This window comes from Luteimonas panaciterrae (assembly GCF_020511115.1).
Taxonomy (GTDB): domain Bacteria; phylum Pseudomonadota; class Gammaproteobacteria; order Xanthomonadales; family Xanthomonadaceae; genus Luteimonas; species Luteimonas panaciterrae.
In genome coordinates, this window is sequence record NZ_JAJAVH010000007.1 from 298,349 (window position 1) to 315,083 (window position 16,735).

The window sequence follows — 16,735 nt, forward strand, 5'->3', positions numbered from 1 at the left end:
ACGACCGCTTCCGCATCCCTCGGACTCGCTTCGGATCATCGGTGCCACCGCGCAAGGAGACGCTCATGAATAACTCGCAACCCCCCACCACCGCGGACGGTATTGCCGCCCGCGTTCTGGATCTGATCACCAAGACGCACAACGCGGACGATCTCGCGTCCGCCGCCGTCGAACGGAGCACCGACATCCAAGGAGCCATGCCATGAGTAACGTCCGCATGGAAAGAGCCCAGGCCGAAGCGGCGCTGGACCGGATGCTGTCCGAATACCGCAGCACATTGCCGTTCGCGACCCGCATGCCGATCTTCGGCAGCGATCCGTTGCGCGAGGCCATCAACGCCTCGCCCGAGCTGAAGAGCAAGCTCGTCGATTCCGTGCAGGCCGGCTATCTCGTCGGATTCAAGAACGAGGCCGCCGAGCCCGGTGCTTATGCTTCGCACAGCGTGGTCGAGCACAAGATCACCGTTCCGCAAACCTCCCTGGACGACAAGAATGAGCTGATCTTCGTGCTCGGGCATGAGAACCAGCATGCGCTGAACCTGAAGGGCGTCAATTTCCGCGAAGGACTCAAGCGTGAAATCGAGGGAATCGCCGCCGGCCCGCAGCCGCATGACTACACCGCCACGGTCAAGAAGCTGGTCGATCACACGATCCAGGATGAGGCCCGGGCCCATATCGGCGGTTTCAATGCCGTGGTTTCCGCCTTGAAGGCGGAGGGCACGCAACCGACGCCCAAGAATCTCTACCAATTCAATCCCGGACGCATGCGGGATTTCATCGAGATCCACGGAGCGCACCCGAACTGCGAGTACCAGATGAAGCCGGGGCTGACCTTGAACAACCACGGCTTCCTGCCTGGGACACCCGAAAACGTCGAAGCGATGAAGGGCTACTACCCGGAAAAGATGCCGGGCACTTTCGGCACCAACGGGCTGTTGAACTACAGACATCAGGCCGTGATGGACGGAGTGACGATGGTGCACGGCATCGAATCCGTCGCGCTGACCGAAGCCACCGGAACCAAGATCCAGGAATGGGAAGACGCACAGGAGGCACAATTCAAATCCGCCCTGGCGGCAGCGAGCGCGGCCCAGTCCAACGGAGGCGGACTGGTTGGCGTCGACATGTCCAACTTTCAAGATCCCGATCCGGTCCAGATCGTCAGGGACGCCAACCTCGAGAGAAGCGAATACAAGATCGATTTCGGGCAGCTGGGCGTCCATCCCGCGTTGCTGGATGTCTCCAAGCTCGGACAGGATGGGAAGATCACGGTCACCAACCCTGTCACCAATCCGCAGGCGCTCCCCGACATCGTAGTGCAGAGGCATACGGGCCTGGAGCAGTTGAAACAGGAAGCCGAGGCCCGGCAGGCCGCGCTCGCGCAGCCGCCACAGCCGCAACGACCGGCGCCGACGGATAGTCCCGATGAGGCGCAATCCAAGCTGTATCTCCAGGCGATCGGCGGAATGCGCGGCATCAGCGTGACACCCGAACTCAGTCGCGGACAGATGCTCAATGTCGCCGCGTCGCTCGCGCTGGAAGCGCACAAGGAGGGACTGACATCCATCGACAAGGTGATGTCAGGCGAGAAGGGCAACCTGTTTGCCGTGCAGGGAGACGGCATCACTTCGCTGCGCGCTCATGTCAACGTCGCCGAAGCCAAGCAGCAGCCATCGGAAGACACTCTGGTGAAGCTGCATGCCTCGCTGACGCAACAGCAGCAGGAGTTCAAAGCCGCCAGCGTGGAGCATCAGCAGCCGTCCAGGATCGTGCAATAACCACCTCGCGGGAATCGCGGCGCCGCGAGACGGTGTCGTGATTCCCTGCCGAGGCTTGACGGCCAGAAGCGTCGTGGACTTCGATACGAGATATCGGGACGCTTCATCAGGGCGCTTCATCAGGGCGCTTCATCAGAATCGAAACGCCCCCTTCATCTTAGGTTTACCCGGTGCGAGGAATGGTGGCAGGCGGAGAAGAGAATCCGCATGTCCACACCCTCGCCCACGCCACGTGCCAGCAATCCGATCGCCAGGCATCCCTGGTGGAGCGCTTTCGCTGCCTTGCTGGTCACCATGGCCATCGCGGTGCTGGTTCTAGTCCTGATCTGGGACTGGAACTGGTTCAAGGGACCGGTCGAACGCCAGGTACAAACGCTCACCGGCCGCAGCTTCGTCATCACCGGCAATCTCGACGTCGATCTCGGCCGCGTCACCACGATCCGGGCCGATGGTCTGCAACTGGGCAACGCGGCGTGGTCGAAACAGCCCACGATGGCGTCGCTCGACCGGCTGGAACTGCGCATCGAACCCTGGCCATTGATCATCAGGCGCGAAGTGCGCATTCCCGAAATTCGTCTGGCGCGCCCACGCATCGCGCTGGAAACCGGGCCGAAGGGCGAGAACAACTGGACGTTCGGCACCTCTGGCGGCGGCGAGGTGCCGAAGCTGCAACGCATCTGGATCGACGATGGTCAACTGCGCTTCGTCGATGCGCGCGGCAAGACCGACATCGACGTCAAGATCGCCAGCGTGCAGCCGCGCCGCGAAGATGCGGCACCGCCCATCACCGTCGAAGGCGGCGGCAAGTGGAGCAACAACCGCTTCACGCTGAGCGGTCGCGCCGAGTCGCCGCTGGAATTGCAGAACACCGAGCAGCCGTATTCGATCAACCTGAGCGCCACGGCCGGCGCCACGCGCGCGCGGGCACGCGGCAAGCTGATCAATCCGTTCCAGCTGGAAGGATTCGATCTGCAGTTCGCGCTGGCCGGCAAGAATCTGGCCGATCTCTATCCACTGATCGGTGTCGCCATTCCGCCAACGCCGCCCTACGCGCTCGACGGACGGCTGAAGCACGAGAAAAAGTTGTGGAAGTACGAAGGCTTCACCGGCAAGGTCGGTGACAGCGATCTGTCCGGCTCGGCGAGCGTGGCCACGGGCGGGCCGCGCCCGTTCCTGCGCGCGAATCTGCTGTCGAAGCGGCTGGATTTCGACGATCTGGCCGGCTTCGTCGGCGGCGCGCCGCAGGCCAAGGGCAAGGAGTCGACCAATCCCGAACTGCAGGCGCTGGCGACGAAACAGGCCGCTTCCTCGCGCCTGCTTCCCGACACGCCCTATCAGCTCGACAAGCTGCGCACGATGGACGCCGATGTCACGCTGAAGGCGCAACGCATCAACGCACCGTCGCTGCCGATCGACGACATGGATGCGCACTTGTTCCTCGACGATGGCGTGCTGCGGCTCGATCCGCTGAACTTCGGTGTCGCCGGTGGTGACATCCGTTCGCGCATCCGCATGAACGCGCGCGAGGCCGCGATCCGCACGCGTGCCGACGTCATCGCGCGCGGGCTCAACCTGGCCAGATTGATGCCGGACGCGAAACTGGCCGAGGACGCGATGGGCAAGGTCGGCGGCAAGTTCGCGCTCGACACACGCGGCAACTCGATCGCGAAGATGCTGGGCAATGCCGATGGCGACATCACTATGGGCATGGGCCAGGGCCAGATCAGCAAGCTGCTGATGAAGCTGGCCGGCTTGAACCTGGGCGGCGCGTTGCGCACCAAGCTCTCGGGCGATAAACCCATTCCGATCCGCTGCGCCTACGGCGATTTCGCGGTGCGCGACGGCGTGATGACGACGCGCGCACTGGCGTTCGACACTACCGACACCGTGGTCACCGGCACCGGCAACATCAGCTTGCGCGACGAAACGCTCGATCTGATCATGCGACCGAAGCCGAAGGTGCGCAGCCTGCTGTCGTTGCGTGCGCCACTTTATGTTCGCGGCACTTTCAAGAATCCGACCTTCAAGCCGGACTACATGCGGATCGGCCTGCGTGGCGCCGCGGCGATCGGGCTGGGATTGATCGCGCCGCCCGCGGCATTGCTGGCGACGACCGAATTGGGCGGCGGCAAGGATGTGGATTGCAGCGGGAAACTATCCGTGAAATAGCTTTCCTTCTCCCGGAGGGAGAAGGAACAGCGATCACCCCGCAATATATCTTTGCAATTGATCCAGCTGCAATTGCTGATCCTCGATCACCGCCTTCACCAGATCGCCGATCGAAATCACGCCGAGCACGCGATCGCCTTCCAGCACCGGCAGATGGCGGATGCGTTTCTCCGTCACCAGCCGCATGCAGAAATCGGCGCTGTCGCCGGGGCCGACGGTGATCACGTCCGCGGTCATGATGTCGCGCACCGGTGTATCCGACGAGGAGCGTCCTTGCAGCACGATCTTGCGTGCGTAATCGCGCTCGGACAGGATGCCGGCCAGTCGCCCCTGCCGCAGCACCAGCAACGAGCCGATGCGCTTCTCGGCCATCAGGCGGATCGCGTCGATCACCGGTGCGTCCGGGTCGATCGCGAAGATGTCAGGCGCCTTCGCCTCCAACAGCTGACGTACGGTATGCATGGGATCGCTCCTCCACCGATGGTGCTGCTTCCGAAGATACTCTCGCCGCCGGGTGCCAGCAGTCAACCAGATACAGCGGCCGCTGTTTCGATTCTTCGTACAACCGGCCGAGGTACTCGCCGATCATGCCGAGCGCGACCAGTTGCACGCCGCCGAGGAACAGGATCACCGCCATCATCGTCGGCCAGCCCGCGACCCGGTCGCCCCACAGCAGGGCCTTGGCCACGATCCAGATGGCATAGAGAAAGGCGATCAGGGCCGTGGCCACGCCAAGATACGTCGCCAGACGTAACGGCGCGGTCGAGAAACTGGTGACCCCCTCGAGCGCGAAGTTCCACAACCGCCACAGGTTGAACTTGCTGTGCCCGGCCAGGCGCGCCTCGCGCTGATAGGGAATCGCAACCTGCTCGAAACCGATCCAGCCGAACAGGCCCTTCATGAACCGGTGCCGCTCGCGCAGCTGCCGCAGCGCCGCCAGTGCGCGCGGCGAGAGCAGGCGGAAATCGCCGGTATCGGTGGGGATCGGTGTCTTCGACAGCCGTCCCATCACGCGATAGAAGGCGTGGGCCGTGGTTTTCTTTACCCAGGTCTCGCCCTCGCGCACGGTGCGCGTGCCATGCACGTCGTCGTAGCCCTCGCGCCATTTGGCGACGAATTGCGGGATCAGCTCCGGCGGGTCCTGGCCATCGGCGTCGAGGATGATCGCCGCGCCCTCCACGACATGGTCGAGACCGGCGGTCAGCGCCGCTTCCTTGCCGAAGTTGCGCGACAGCCGCAGCAGCGACACGCGTGCATCCCCGTTGGCGATGCCCTGCAGGATCGTCCACGTCCCGTCACGGCTGCCGTCGTCGATGTACAGCACGCGCCCTTCCACGCCCTCCAGCGCATCGAGCGCCGCGGCGATGCGTGGATGCAGGACGGGCAGCGCGTCGGCCTCGTTGAAGGCGGCGACGACGACGGTGAGCAGGTCTCGGGGCATGCCGCCATCGTACAAGCTGGCACCTGTCGCCGACCAATCCGGCCGGCACCGCGATACGCAGGAACTTAGTCGAGCCCCTTTACATAACCACTGCCGCCGATCCGCTGCACATTGCGCTGAATCCACGCCGCGCGCCGCTGCACGTATGGCCCCGGACGGGCGGCGCTGTAGCGCTTCGGGTTCGGCAATACCGCCGCCAGGCGCGCGCTTTCGGCCGGGGTCAGCCGCGCCGCGTCCTTGCCCCAGAAACTGCGCGCCGCCGCCTGCGCGCCGTAGATGCCGTCACCGAACTCGGCCACGTTGGCGTAGACCTCGAGGATGCGCCGCTTCGGCCACAAGGCCTCGATCAGCACCGTGTACCAGGCCTCGACGCCCTTGCGCACCCAGCTTCGCCCGCTCCACAGGAACAGGTTCTTCGCCAACTGCTGGCTGATCGTGCTGGCGCCGCGCACCTTGCGGCCGCGCGCGTTGTTGGCGCGCGCTTTCTCGATCGCCTTGAAATCGAAGCCGTTGTGGTTGGCGAAATTCTGATCCTCGGCCGCCACCAGCGACGCCGGCAGGCTGGGCGCGATCTCGTCGAGATCACGCCAGTCGTAGGCGACGCCGAAACGGAAATCCCCTTCGCCCCAGGCCTGCAGCTGCCGCGCGGCCATGAACATCGAGAACGGCGGATCGATGACGCGCAGCACCAGCACCTGCAGCACGCTGAGCACAAGCAGAATCAGCGGCAGCTTCCACAGCCAATGCAGCCAGCGACGCCGCGAGCGCGTGGGCGCCGTGAAACGGGCCGCGCCATCGTTTGCGCTCATGTCCCGCATCGCGCGTATGCCTTGTCCGGCCTGGACGCCATCCCCATTCTCATCGCATCCCCAAAATCACCGGACAGCATTATTCTGCGATGCTGGATGCACGACAACGCCTGATGCCTTCGATCACCGACAACCCAACCGCGCCGGCCGCCGATGATCGGCTGCTCCGATTCCTGCTCGAACACGCCGGCGTCCGCGGCGTGCACGTCTCGCTCACCGACACCTGGGCGCAGATCCGCAGCCGCGACCACTATCCGCTGGCCGTGGCCGAACTGCTCGGCGAAGCCGCGGCGGCGGCGGCGCTGTTCACCGGGCATGCCAAGGTGGACGGCCGTCTTTCCGTGCAACTGCGCGGAGACGGCCCGCTTCGCACACTGTTCGCCGAGTGCACGGCCGCCGGCACGCTACGCGGCATCGCGCAGCTGGCCGAGGGCGACAGCAGGCCGGTTTCGCGCGACCTGCGCACGTTCGGCCCCGAAGCGGTGCTGGCGATCACCATCGAGAACCACGGTGCCGCCGGGCGCGACCCGATGCGCTACCAGGGCATCGTGGCGTTGTCGTCGGACGCGCTGTCCGGCGCCTTCGAACAATATTTCGTGCAATCCGAGCAGTTGCCCACGCGTCTGCTGCTGGCCGCCGACCCCGAGCCGCGCCATCCGCGCGGCGAGATCCGCGCCGCCGGGCTGATGCTGCAGAAGCTGCCGGGCGACGCCGGCGACGACGACGGCTGGACCCGGGTCGGGGCCCTGTTCGACACGCTCGGCCCCAACGAACTGCTCTCGGTCCCGGCCGAGACCCTGCTGCGGCGCCTGTTCCACGAGGAAACACCGGCCCTGCTGGGCGCCAAGCCGCTGCGCTTCGCCTGCTCCTGCTCGCGCGAGCGGGTCGCCTCGATGCTGCAGTCGCTGGGAGCCGAGGAGGCCCGTGCCGCCGTGATCGATGGCAGCGCCACTGTCCGCTGCGAGTTCTGCGGCCAAACCTATCTGTTCGCCCCGGCCGACATCGACGCCCTGTTCACATCCCGTGAGCATCCAATGGAGGCACCGGAACGGCTACAGTAGCTAGACAGGGGCCCCCAAGGGGGATTGTTAAAGAACCATAAATCGAATAGAGTCGGAAGCGCCTGTACGGGGGAACTTCCTGCCTGGGAATGGGGTCGGTTTTTAACCAATGTTTCGCGATTTCGCTCGACTGTCGTGTGCCCTGCTGCTCGCCCTAGGCGTGGCCACGGGCGCGTACGCGCAGGAAAAACCGGCGGATCGCAGCGACAAAAGCGCTGTACTGCCGGTCCTGGATCATGCCAGCGGCAAATTGCAGGGCTATCTCCTGCTCGAACCCACCAGCGTCCCCCAGAACGGCGGTCGCTGGCATTTCGGCGGCAATTCGCTCGATGCCGCATTCGGTCTGAATGCGGGCGATTCGCTCGGATTGCTGTGCGATCGCCGCAGCGGCCTGGCCGCCGCGATCGGCAGCCTCGCCAACAACTGCATGCTCGCCACGCTCAATGACGACGGCACCAGCCATCGCACCAGCGCCACGGCCGCGCTCACCCGCGACGGCAACCGTATCGGCCTGAGCGCCGGCACCGGCCGCGACACCCTGCCAACCTGGCTGTCCGGTGGACGCGGCACCGCGCAGGTGGACGTCAACGATCTCACCGTCTTCGCGCAGAAAACCATCGGCGGCGAAGGCGTTGTCGAAATCGCCGGCACGGTCGCGAAGGCCCGTCTGCTTTCGCCGGCGGAAGCTTCCAACTTCGGCATCTCCGACCAGTGGAGCAGCCGCTCGCTGTCGATCGGTGGCGGCTACGGCGCGTTCAGCGCCAACATCATCGGCCGCGTCGTCGACACGCCCGGCCAGCCGAAATGGGAAGGTATCGGCCTCGGCCTGACCTGGCGCACACCCTGGAGCGGACAGCTCACCGTCGGTGCCGACAATCTGATCACGCGCGGCAAGAATCCGTTCTCGCCCAATACCGATGCCAAGCAGGACGAGGGCGCGGTGCCCTACGTCCGCTACGAGCAGGATCTGTAACCAGATCTCTAGAGAGACATCACGGTCCTCTGCATCGCCCGACACGCTGCGGCGCTCGTTCCCTACCTCGACCCTTCTGTCAGCATGCGTTAAGCAATGCTTACCGGCGTTACAGTGGCGTTACACGTCACATCCAGCCTGATTCCAGAGCTTTTACTCGCAAAAATGTGAAGAAGCGCATGCTTTGCATTGCATCAGGCACTTTTCCGCCTTCATTCACTTACATGAAGGTTTCTTCCGAAACGTTAACAACACTTTAATTCTCTCCCCCCGGCTTCTACTATCGGCCGGCCATACCGCATTTGGACGGCAATTTGCTGCCATCGGCGTGGTTTTTGCATTGGGTTAACCCCTCCACGGAGAGAGAAATGACTTTTAAGACCAACAAGCTGCGCGACGCGATCGCTTATGCGCTCGTCGCGGGTGTCACCGGTTTCGGTGGCATCGGCATTGCCGCTGCCCAGGAAGCCACCGCTGCCCCGGCAGATCAGAGCCAGCCGACCGAACTCGACCGCATCGAGGTCACCGGTTCGCGCATTCGTCAGGCCAGCATCGAGACCGCCAACCCGGTCATCGTGATGAGCCGCGAAGAGATCCAGAAGCAGGGCTTCACCAGCGTCGGCGACATCCTGCAGAACATCACCACCACCGGTTCGCCGGCGATCAGCCGCTCGAATGCCCTCGCCTCGGGTGAGAACGTTGGCGGCCAGTACGTCGATCTGCGCAATCTCGGTGCGGAACGCACCCTGGTACTGCTTGACGGCAAGCGCATGGGCGTCACGTCCTCCGGCTTCTCGGATCTGGCCTCGGTCCCAACCTCCGCGATCGAGCGCATCGAAGTGCTGACCGATGGCGCCTCCGCCATCTACGGCTCCGACGCCATCGCCGGCGTGATCAACATCATCACCCGCAAGAACTTCGACGGCCTGGAAGCCAGCGGCTACGTCGGCCAGTACGGCGAAGGCGACGGCCAGGTCCAGACCTACAACTTCGTCGTCGGCAGCACCGGCGAGCGCAGCTCGGTCCTGTTCGGTGCCGAATACACCAAGGAAGATCCGGTGTATGCACGCGACCGTGACTTCTCCGCCTATCCCAATGGCCCCTGGCACCGTCAGGATGGTTTCAGCGGCAATACCGACAAGGGCCGCATCATCCTGGCCAACGGCGATCAGTGGGTGCTCAATCCGGGCGCCGATCCCAGCGATCCGGCGAATTATCATGCTTTCGGCACCGGCGTTGACGGTGACCGCACCAACGCCAACCAGTACATGTTCCTGCGTACCGGAATCGAGCGTCGCTCGGTCTTCGCCAACGGCAGCTTCGACATCACCGACAAGGTGCGCGCGAAGGCCGATGTCCTCTACACGCATCGCGAAACCCTGCAGCAGATCGCCGGCTATCCCTTCGGCGCGTCTGACTTCGGTCTGTCGTGGTCGGCGGACAACGCCTACAACCCGTTCGGCGAAGATGCCGACTTCATTCGCCGCACCTCCGAGGTCCCGCGTCAGACCAACAACGAGCTGACCACCTACCGCTTCAGCGCGGGCCTGGAAGGCGCGTTCGACATCGGCGACAAGGGCTGGAACTGGGATGTCGGCTACGTCTACAACCAGAACAAGGGTGTGCAGACGAGCACGGGCAACCTGGTGCTCCAGCGTGCCGCCAACGCCCTGGGTGCCACCTTCGTGGACGAGAACGGCACGCTGCGCTGCGTGAATGATCCCGACAACTGCACCCCGTGGAATCCCGCGCTGGGCTATGGCCAGGCCGGCCCCGGTGGACTCACCGGCAATCAGGCGCTGCAGAACTACCTGTTCCTGCCGACGCATGACACCTCCGAGACCACGACCCACATCTACAGCCTCAACCTGAGCGGCGCTCTGGCCACCCTGCCCGCAGGCGACCTGACCATGGCCGCCGGTTACGAGCACCGCAAGGAAGACGCCCGCTTCGAACCGGATGCGATGAAGCAGGCCGGTCAGAACACCGACCTGGCTGGCGGCGTGACGCAGGGCGGCTACTCGCTCGACGAGTTCTACCTGGAGTTCAATGTTCCGATCCTGGCCGACAAGCCGTTCGCCAAGGAACTGTCGGTCGACGTGGCCGGCCGCTTCTCGGACTACGACACCTTCGGTAACACCACCAACAGCAAGTTCGGCGTGAAATGGCGTCCGATCGAAGACCTGCTGGTGCGCGGCACCTACGGCACCGGCTTCCGCGCGCCGTCGTTGAACGACATGTTCGGCGGCTCCTCGCAGAGCTTCGAGTTCTACACCGACCCGTGCGACACCCTGTTCGGTTCCGCCGCCGGTTCGGCGAACTGCCTGGGCGCCGGCGCCGGTCCGGGCGTGCCTGCCGGTTATCGCCAGATCGCCGCGGGTGGCGACCCGGCACCGACCCCGAACTCGCAGGGCAACGTGCCGTTCGTGCTCACCTCGAATCCCGATCTGCAACCGGAAGAGTCGAAGAGCTTCACCGTCGGCGTGGTCTACAGCCCGCACTTCGTTGAGGGCCTGGACCTGAGCCTCGACTGGTGGAAGATCAAGATCGAGAACGTGATCCAGTTCGAAACCGCCACCTCGGTGCTGAACGCCTGCTACGTGCTGGGTATCGCCTCGCGTTGCGACGACTTCATCCGCGATCCGGTCACCGGTGAGGTACAGAACGCCGTTCTCACCACGACCAACGCCGGTTACATGGAAACCGCCGGCTTCGATTTCGGTGTGCATTACCGCCTGCCGGAAACCAGCTTCGGCAACTTCGTCATCGACTGGAAGACCTCGTATGTGGACTACAACGAGTTCAAGCGCGACAACGAAGCTTCCACGCCGGTCGAGCAGAAGAACAGCTGGAGCGTCGACAGCACCGCCTATTTCCGTACCCGCTCCAACCTGAGTGTCGACTGGAGCTATCAGGATTTCGGCGTGAACTGGGCTGTGCGTTACTACTCGGGCCTGAAGGAAGCGTGCGCTTACGATGGCGAATGCGACAAGCCGGACTTCGTGTCGCCTTACACCGGTGCATCGCCGACCCGCACCACTGGCGCCAATACGTTCAACGACGTGCAGTTCCGCTACAACGCGCCTTGGAACGCCACGATCGCGCTCGGTGCCAACAACGTGTTCGACCACGAGGGCACATACATGTACACCAGCCCGAACTCGGACTTCGGCACGTACGGTGGTTTCGACATCGGTCGCTTCGTGTACATGAAGTACACCCAGCGCTTCTGATCGATCGCAACCTGCAATGATCGATCGCAACCTGCAACAAGAACTACGGCCCCTCTCGGGGCCGTAGTTTTTTGTGGGTCTGATCCTGGACGCAAGGATGCGGCGAGACGCGCCGCACCGGAGAATCAGCTGAGGCCTTGCAGAATCCTGGCCTGCTCCGCATGCAATGTCCGCGGCATGCGCGTGCCGTAATCTTCGAGGTACCGGCCGATGCTGACGAGTTCCTCGCGCCAGCCCTGGCGATCCATGGCAAAGAGCTTTTCCTTCGCCTCGTCGCTCAACTCGACGCCATCCAGGTTGAGATCCGCGACAGCCGGCAGCGCGCCGATCGGCGTATCGACCGCACCGGCCTCGCCCTTCACGCGGCCGATCATCCACTCCAGCACGCGCAGGTTGTCGCCGAAGCCGGGCCACAGGAACTTGCCGCCGTCGCCCTTGCGGAACCAGTTGACGTGGAAGACCTTCGGCAACTTCGCGCCCGGCTTGTCGAACGACAGCCAGTGGGCGAAGTAGTCGGCGAAGTTGTAGCCGCAGAAAGGTTTCATCGCCATCGGGTCGCGGCGCATCACGCCGACCTGGCCGGTGGCGGCGGCCGTGGTCTCGGAGCCCATCGAGGCACCGACCAGCACGCCGTGCGTCCAGTCGCGCGCTTCGAACACCAGCGGCACGAGCGAGGCGCGGCGGCCGCCGAAGACGATCGCCGAGATCGGCACGCCCTGCGCGGCCTCGGCATGCGGCGAGTACGACGGGCACTGCTTCGCGCTCACCGTGAAGCGTGAGTTGGGGTGCGCGGCCGGGCCGTTGTCGGCTTTGTAATCGCGGCCTTGCCAATCCTTGGCGGGAACGCGGTCGTCGAGACCTTCCCACCACGGCTGGTTGTCGGCGGTCGTGGCGACGTTGGTGAAGATGGTGTCGCGCTGGATGCTGGCCAGCGCATTGGGATTGGAGTTGGCGCCGGTGCCGGGCGCGACGCCGAAGTAACCGGCCTCAGGATTGATCGCGTACAGGCGGCCATCCGCGCCGGGGCGCATCCAGCAGATGTCGTCGCCGACAGTCCAGACCTTCCAGCCACGCTCGCGATAGCTCTCCGGCGGAATCAGCATCGCCAGATTGGTCTTGCCGCAGGCGCTCGGGAAGGCGGCGGCGATGTAATGCACTTCACCTTGCGGATTCTCGATGCCGACGATCAGCATGTGCTCGGCCAGCCAGCCCTCGTTGCGCGCCTGATGCGAGGCGATGCGCAGCGCATGGCATTTCTTGCCGAGCAGTGCGTTGCCGCCGTAGCCGGAGCCGTAGGACTTGATGGTGAGTTCTTCCGGGAAATGCATGATGTAGCGGCGCTCGGGATCGAGCTCGCCGATCGAATGCAGTCCACGCACGAAACTCTCCTCACGCTCGATCCGCGCCAGCGCGTCCGCGCCCATGCGCGTCATGATGCGCATGTTGGCGACGACGTAAGGCGAGTCGGTGATCTCCACGCCGCAGCGCGCCAGCGGCGAGTCGATCGGGCCCATGCAGTACGGGATCACGTACATGGTGCGGCCGCGCATGCAGCCGTCGAACAGGGCGTCGATCTTGGCGTGGGCTTCGGCCGGCGCCATCCAGTGATTGTTGGGGCCGGCGTCTTCCTCGTTTTCGTGGCAGACGAAGGTGAGGTGCTCCACGCGCGCCACGTCGTCCGGATGCGAGCGGTGCAGCCAGCTGCCCGGATGGGTGTCGGCATTGAGCGGCAGCAGAGTACCGTCGGCCTGCATCTGCTTCAGGAGCGCGGCGTATTCGGCATCGCTGCCGTCACACCAGTGGATGCGATCCGGCCGGGTCAGTCCGGCGACGGACTGGACCCAGTCATTGAGCGCCTCGAGCGAACTGGGGGAGGGATTCGACGGGGCGATCGCGGCATTCATTACGAGTTCTCAGGTTTGGGATTTCGGGGGAATCACCACGGCCATCATGTGCTCGACATAGGCTTCCAATTCTTCACGTGGCGGCTTGGCCTGCTGCAACTGTAGTTGCAGCTGTAGAAAGCCCACGTATGCGGCGTAGACAAGGCGCGCCCGGTGCTGGGCGTCGCTGCGGGTCAGTCCGGCCTGGCGGAACGAAGCGGTGAGGTAGTCCAGGCGCCGTTGTGAGACGCGTTCCATCACCGGTCGCACGATCGGATGATCCAGCGCTTTGAGCAGCGCGCTGAAGATGATGTGGGAGGTGACCTCGTGGGCGACCATCTGAAAGAGGTCGCGCAGGCGCTGGCGCGGGTCCGGGACGGCTTCGAGCATGCCGAAGACGGACTGCTGCTCGATGCTTTCCCAGCGTTCGAGCGCCGCCTGCAGCAGCGCGTCGCGCGAGGGGAAGTGCCAGTAGAAGCTGCCCTTCGTTACTCCGAGGCGCCGCGCGAGCGGCTCCACCGCCACGGCGGCGACGCCCTGCTCGGCGATCAGGTGAAGAGCAGCCTGGGCCCAGTCCTCGGCGCTGAGGCGCCCTTTGCGTTCCGGTTTTTCGGCAACCGGGGCCGTATCGGTGGCGGTCGTCATCATGGGCAGTGTAACCATACGCAGAGGCACGGAAAAGTATCGTTCATGAATCCGCGTTCATTCCCGGGCCCTATCGGGCCTTATCGGACTTCGCCAGAACTTCGATTGACAACTCAAAAAATACTACTCCATACTAGGCCGTATGGTAATACCAGCGGTCGCGCCACGGTAACCCGACACGGCCTAGTCTCTCCTTCTAAGTAGTTCCCGGAGTGCACAGATGAGCATCGCGCTTCCCTTCCTCGCTTTCCTTCTCGTGGGCGCATTCGCCGCCTACCATCGCCTGCGTCTGGCGTACTGGGCCGCGATCACCGCCACTCTGCTGGTGGCTTGCTGGCTGCTCGGCGTCAACCAGACGGCCGTGATCGTGGCCGCCGCGCTGGTCGCACTGATCGCGGTGCCGCTACTGCTGCCGCCGATCCGCAAGGCGCTGATCACCGCGCCCCTGCTGAAGGGTTACCGCAAGGTGCTGCCACCGCTGTCGCAGACCGAGCGCATCGCGCTGGAAACCGGCTCGGTCGGTTTCGAAGGCGAGCTGTTCTCCGGCGATCCGGACTGGAAGCAGCTGCTCTCGCAACCGAAGGCGCAGCTCACCGCCGAGGAGCAGGCCTTCCTCGACGGCCCGGTGGAAGAACTGTGCAAGCACACCAACGATTGGGAAATCACCCACATCCTGGCCGACCTGCCGCCGGAGACCTGGGAATACATCAAGAAGCACAAGTTCTTCGGCATGATCATCCCGAAGGAATACGGCGGTCTCGGCTTCTCGGCGCTGGCGCACCACAAGGTGATCCAGAAGCTGGCTTCGGTGTCGAGCGTGCTCAGCTCCACCGTCGGCGTGCCCAATTCGCTCGGCCCGGGCGAACTGCTGATGCACTACGGCACGAAGGAACAGAAGGACTACTACCTGCCGCGTCTGGCCGACGGCCGTGAAGTGCCCTGCTTCGGCCTGACCGGTCCGTTCGCCGGCTCCGACGCCACGTCCATCCCCGACTACGGCATCGTCTGCAAGGGCGAGTGGAACGGCGCGCAGGTGCTCGGCGTGCGCCTCACCTTCGACAAGCGCTACATCACGCTCGCCCCGGTGGCGACGCTGATCGGCCTGGCGTTCCGTCTGTACGATCCGGACGGCCTGATCGGCGACAAGCGCGACGTCGGCATCTCGCTGGCGCTGGTGCCGCGCGATACCGCCGGCGTTGAAATCGGCCGTCGCCATTTCCCGCTCAATTCCACCTTCCAGAACGGCCCGATCCGCGGCCGCGATGTGTTCGTGCCGCTGTCGCAGCTGATCGGCGGTGAGGAATTCGCCGGCAAGGGCTGGCTGATGCTCAACGAGTGTCTGTCGATCGGCCGCTCCATCACCCTGCCCTCCACCGCCAGCGGCGGCGGCAAGATGGGCGCGGTCGTCACCGGTGCCTACGCGCGCATCCGCAAGCAGTTCGGCCTGTCGGTCGGCCGCTTCGAAGGCGTCGAGGAAGCACTCGCCCGCATCGGCGGCAAGGCCTACACGGCCAGCGCACTGGCGCAGGCCACGGCGATGGCGGTCGATCGCGGCGAGAAGCCGGCGGTGCCGTCGGCGATCGCCAAGTATCACTGCACCTCGATGGGCCGCGAACTCTCGTCCGACATCATGGACGTGCTCGGCGGCAAGGGCATCATCCTCGGCCCGCGCAACTTCGCCGGCCGCGCCTGGCAGGCGGCGCCGATCGCGATCACCGTGGAAGGCGCCAACATCATGACGCGCAGCCTGCTGATCTTCGGCCAGGGCGCGATCCTGTGCCATCCGTGGGTGCTGAAGGAAATGAAGGCGGCGCAGAACACCGACGTGAAAGCCGGGCTCGCCGAGTTCGACCGCAGCCTGTTCGGCCACATCGGCTTCGCCATCTCCAACGCCGTGCGTTCGTTCTGGTTCGGCCTGACCGCCGCGAAGATCGGTTCGGCACCGGGCGACGACTACACGCGCCGTTATTTCCGCAAGCTCGATCGCTACTCCGCCAACCTGGCGCTGATCGCCGACGTGTCGATGCTGCTGCTCGGCGGCAAGCTGAAGTTCAAGGAATCGCTGTCGGGTCGCCTGGGTGATGTGCTCAGCAACCTCTACATCACCAGCGCCATGCTCAAGCGCTACCACGACGAAGGCGCGCCGGTCGCCGACCAGCCGCTGCTGGCCTGGGCTTTCCACGACGCCGTGCACAAGATCGAACTGGCGCTGTCGGGCGCGCTGCGCAACTTCCCGATCCGTCCGGTCGGCTGGCTGCTGTGGGCGCTGGTGTTCCCGTGGGGACGCCGCGCGCAGGCGCCGAGCGATCGCCTCGGCCACCGCGTCGCCGCCCTGCTGATGGCGCCGAACGAAGCACGCGACCGCCTCGGCAACGGCGTGTTCCTCACCCCGTGCGAGAACAACCCGGCTGGCCGCATCGACAGCTATCTCGCCAAGGCCGTGCTGGCCGAACCGGTGGAGCGCAAGTTCCTCAAGGCGCTGAAGAACAGCGATATCGAGGCGCTGGAGTTCACCCAGCAACTCGACGAGGGCGTGCGCGAAGGCTGGATCACGGCCGACGAGCGCAAGCAGCTGGAAGAACTGCGTGCGATCACGCTCGACACGATCACGGTCGACGACTTCGATCCGCACGAACTGCGCGCGGCCACCTACTACGACCGCAAGCAACCGCAGCCTTCGCGCGAGGCGGCATAACCGGCCGCGCGATCGTCGGATCGCAGGTCCGAGTAGACACCCACAACGG

Annotated in this window: 12 protein-coding genes; 7 read left to right on the forward strand and 5 right to left on the reverse strand. The window is 64.6% G+C overall.

What is annotated here, in order from left to right:
* The first annotated feature begins 65 nt into the window (after positions 1-65).
* The 3 genes from LG367_RS09460 (at position 66) to LG367_RS09470 (ending at position 3,946) form a co-directional block, all read left to right on the forward strand.
* Positions 66-206, forward strand: a complete 141-nt coding sequence (locus LG367_RS09460) for a hypothetical protein (RefSeq protein WP_226468992.1) — start codon at positions 66-68, stop codon at positions 204-206.
* Positions 203-1,777 carry an XVIPCD domain-containing protein gene (locus tag LG367_RS09465; protein WP_226468993.1) on the forward strand — a complete coding sequence of 525 codons (1,575 nt, stop codon included), beginning with the start codon at positions 203-205 and terminating at the stop codon, positions 1,775-1,777. Before LG367_RS09460 ends, LG367_RS09465 begins: the two co-directional genes overlap by 4 nt.
* Positions 1,778-1,984: 207 nt before the next feature.
* On the forward strand, positions 1,985-3,946 hold the full coding sequence (locus LG367_RS09470) for an AsmA family protein (protein WP_226468994.1): 1,962 nt from the start codon (positions 1,985-1,987) through the stop codon (positions 3,944-3,946).
* A gap of 33 nt (positions 3,947-3,979) precedes the next feature.
* Here LG367_RS09470 and LG367_RS09475 read toward each other — a convergent pair whose 3' ends face one another.
* From LG367_RS09475 to mtgA, 3 genes are all read right to left on the reverse strand, one after another.
* Positions 3,980-4,408 (reverse strand): CBS domain-containing protein, encoded by a 429-nt coding sequence (locus tag LG367_RS09475; RefSeq protein ID WP_226468995.1) that lies wholly within the window; start codon positions 4,406-4,408, stop codon positions 3,980-3,982.
* On the reverse strand, positions 4,368-5,387 hold the full coding sequence (locus tag LG367_RS09480; RefSeq protein ID WP_226468996.1) for a glycosyltransferase family 2 protein: 1,020 nt from the start codon (positions 5,385-5,387) through the stop codon (positions 4,368-4,370). The genes LG367_RS09475 and LG367_RS09480 overlap by 41 nt, the downstream gene beginning before the upstream one ends.
* Before the next feature lie 65 nt (positions 5,388-5,452).
* Positions 5,453-6,196 (reverse strand): monofunctional biosynthetic peptidoglycan transglycosylase, encoded by a 744-nt coding sequence (gene mtgA / locus LG367_RS09485; protein ID WP_226468997.1) that lies wholly within the window; start codon positions 6,194-6,196, stop codon positions 5,453-5,455.
* Positions 6,197-6,309: 113 nt separating this feature from the next.
* Between mtgA and hslO the strand changes: the two genes are divergently transcribed.
* The 3 genes from hslO (at position 6,310) to LG367_RS09500 (ending at position 11,463) form a co-directional block, all read left to right on the forward strand.
* Complete coding sequence (gene hslO / locus LG367_RS09490) at positions 6,310-7,257, forward strand: Hsp33 family molecular chaperone HslO (protein ID WP_226468998.1); 948 nt, start codon at positions 6,310-6,312, stop codon at positions 7,255-7,257.
* A 145-nt stretch (positions 7,258-7,402) separates the two neighbouring features.
* Positions 7,403-8,230 carry an XOO1806 family protein gene (locus tag LG367_RS09495; protein ID WP_226469266.1) on the forward strand — a complete coding sequence of 276 codons (828 nt, stop codon included), beginning with the start codon at positions 7,403-7,405 and terminating at the stop codon, positions 8,228-8,230.
* A 368-nt stretch (positions 8,231-8,598) separates the two neighbouring features.
* Complete coding sequence (locus tag LG367_RS09500; RefSeq protein ID WP_226468999.1) at positions 8,599-11,463, forward strand: TonB-dependent receptor plug domain-containing protein; 2,865 nt, start codon at positions 8,599-8,601, stop codon at positions 11,461-11,463.
* A gap of 125 nt (positions 11,464-11,588) precedes the next feature.
* On the opposite strand, the gene LG367_RS09505 is transcribed toward LG367_RS09500, so the two are convergent.
* Positions 11,589-13,367, reverse strand: coding sequence for a phosphoenolpyruvate carboxykinase (GTP) (locus tag LG367_RS09505; RefSeq protein WP_226469000.1), 1,779 nt, complete (start codon positions 13,365-13,367; stop codon positions 11,589-11,591).
* A gap of 9 nt (positions 13,368-13,376) precedes the next feature.
* Positions 13,377-13,994, reverse strand: coding sequence for a TetR/AcrR family transcriptional regulator (locus LG367_RS09510; protein WP_226469001.1), 618 nt, complete (start codon positions 13,992-13,994; stop codon positions 13,377-13,379).
* A 217-nt stretch (positions 13,995-14,211) separates the two neighbouring features.
* On the opposite strand from LG367_RS09510, the gene LG367_RS09515 reads away from it, so the two are divergent.
* Complete coding sequence (locus LG367_RS09515) at positions 14,212-16,686, forward strand: acyl-CoA dehydrogenase (RefSeq protein WP_226469002.1); 2,475 nt, start codon at positions 14,212-14,214, stop codon at positions 16,684-16,686.
* Positions 16,687-16,735 lie beyond the last annotated feature (49 nt).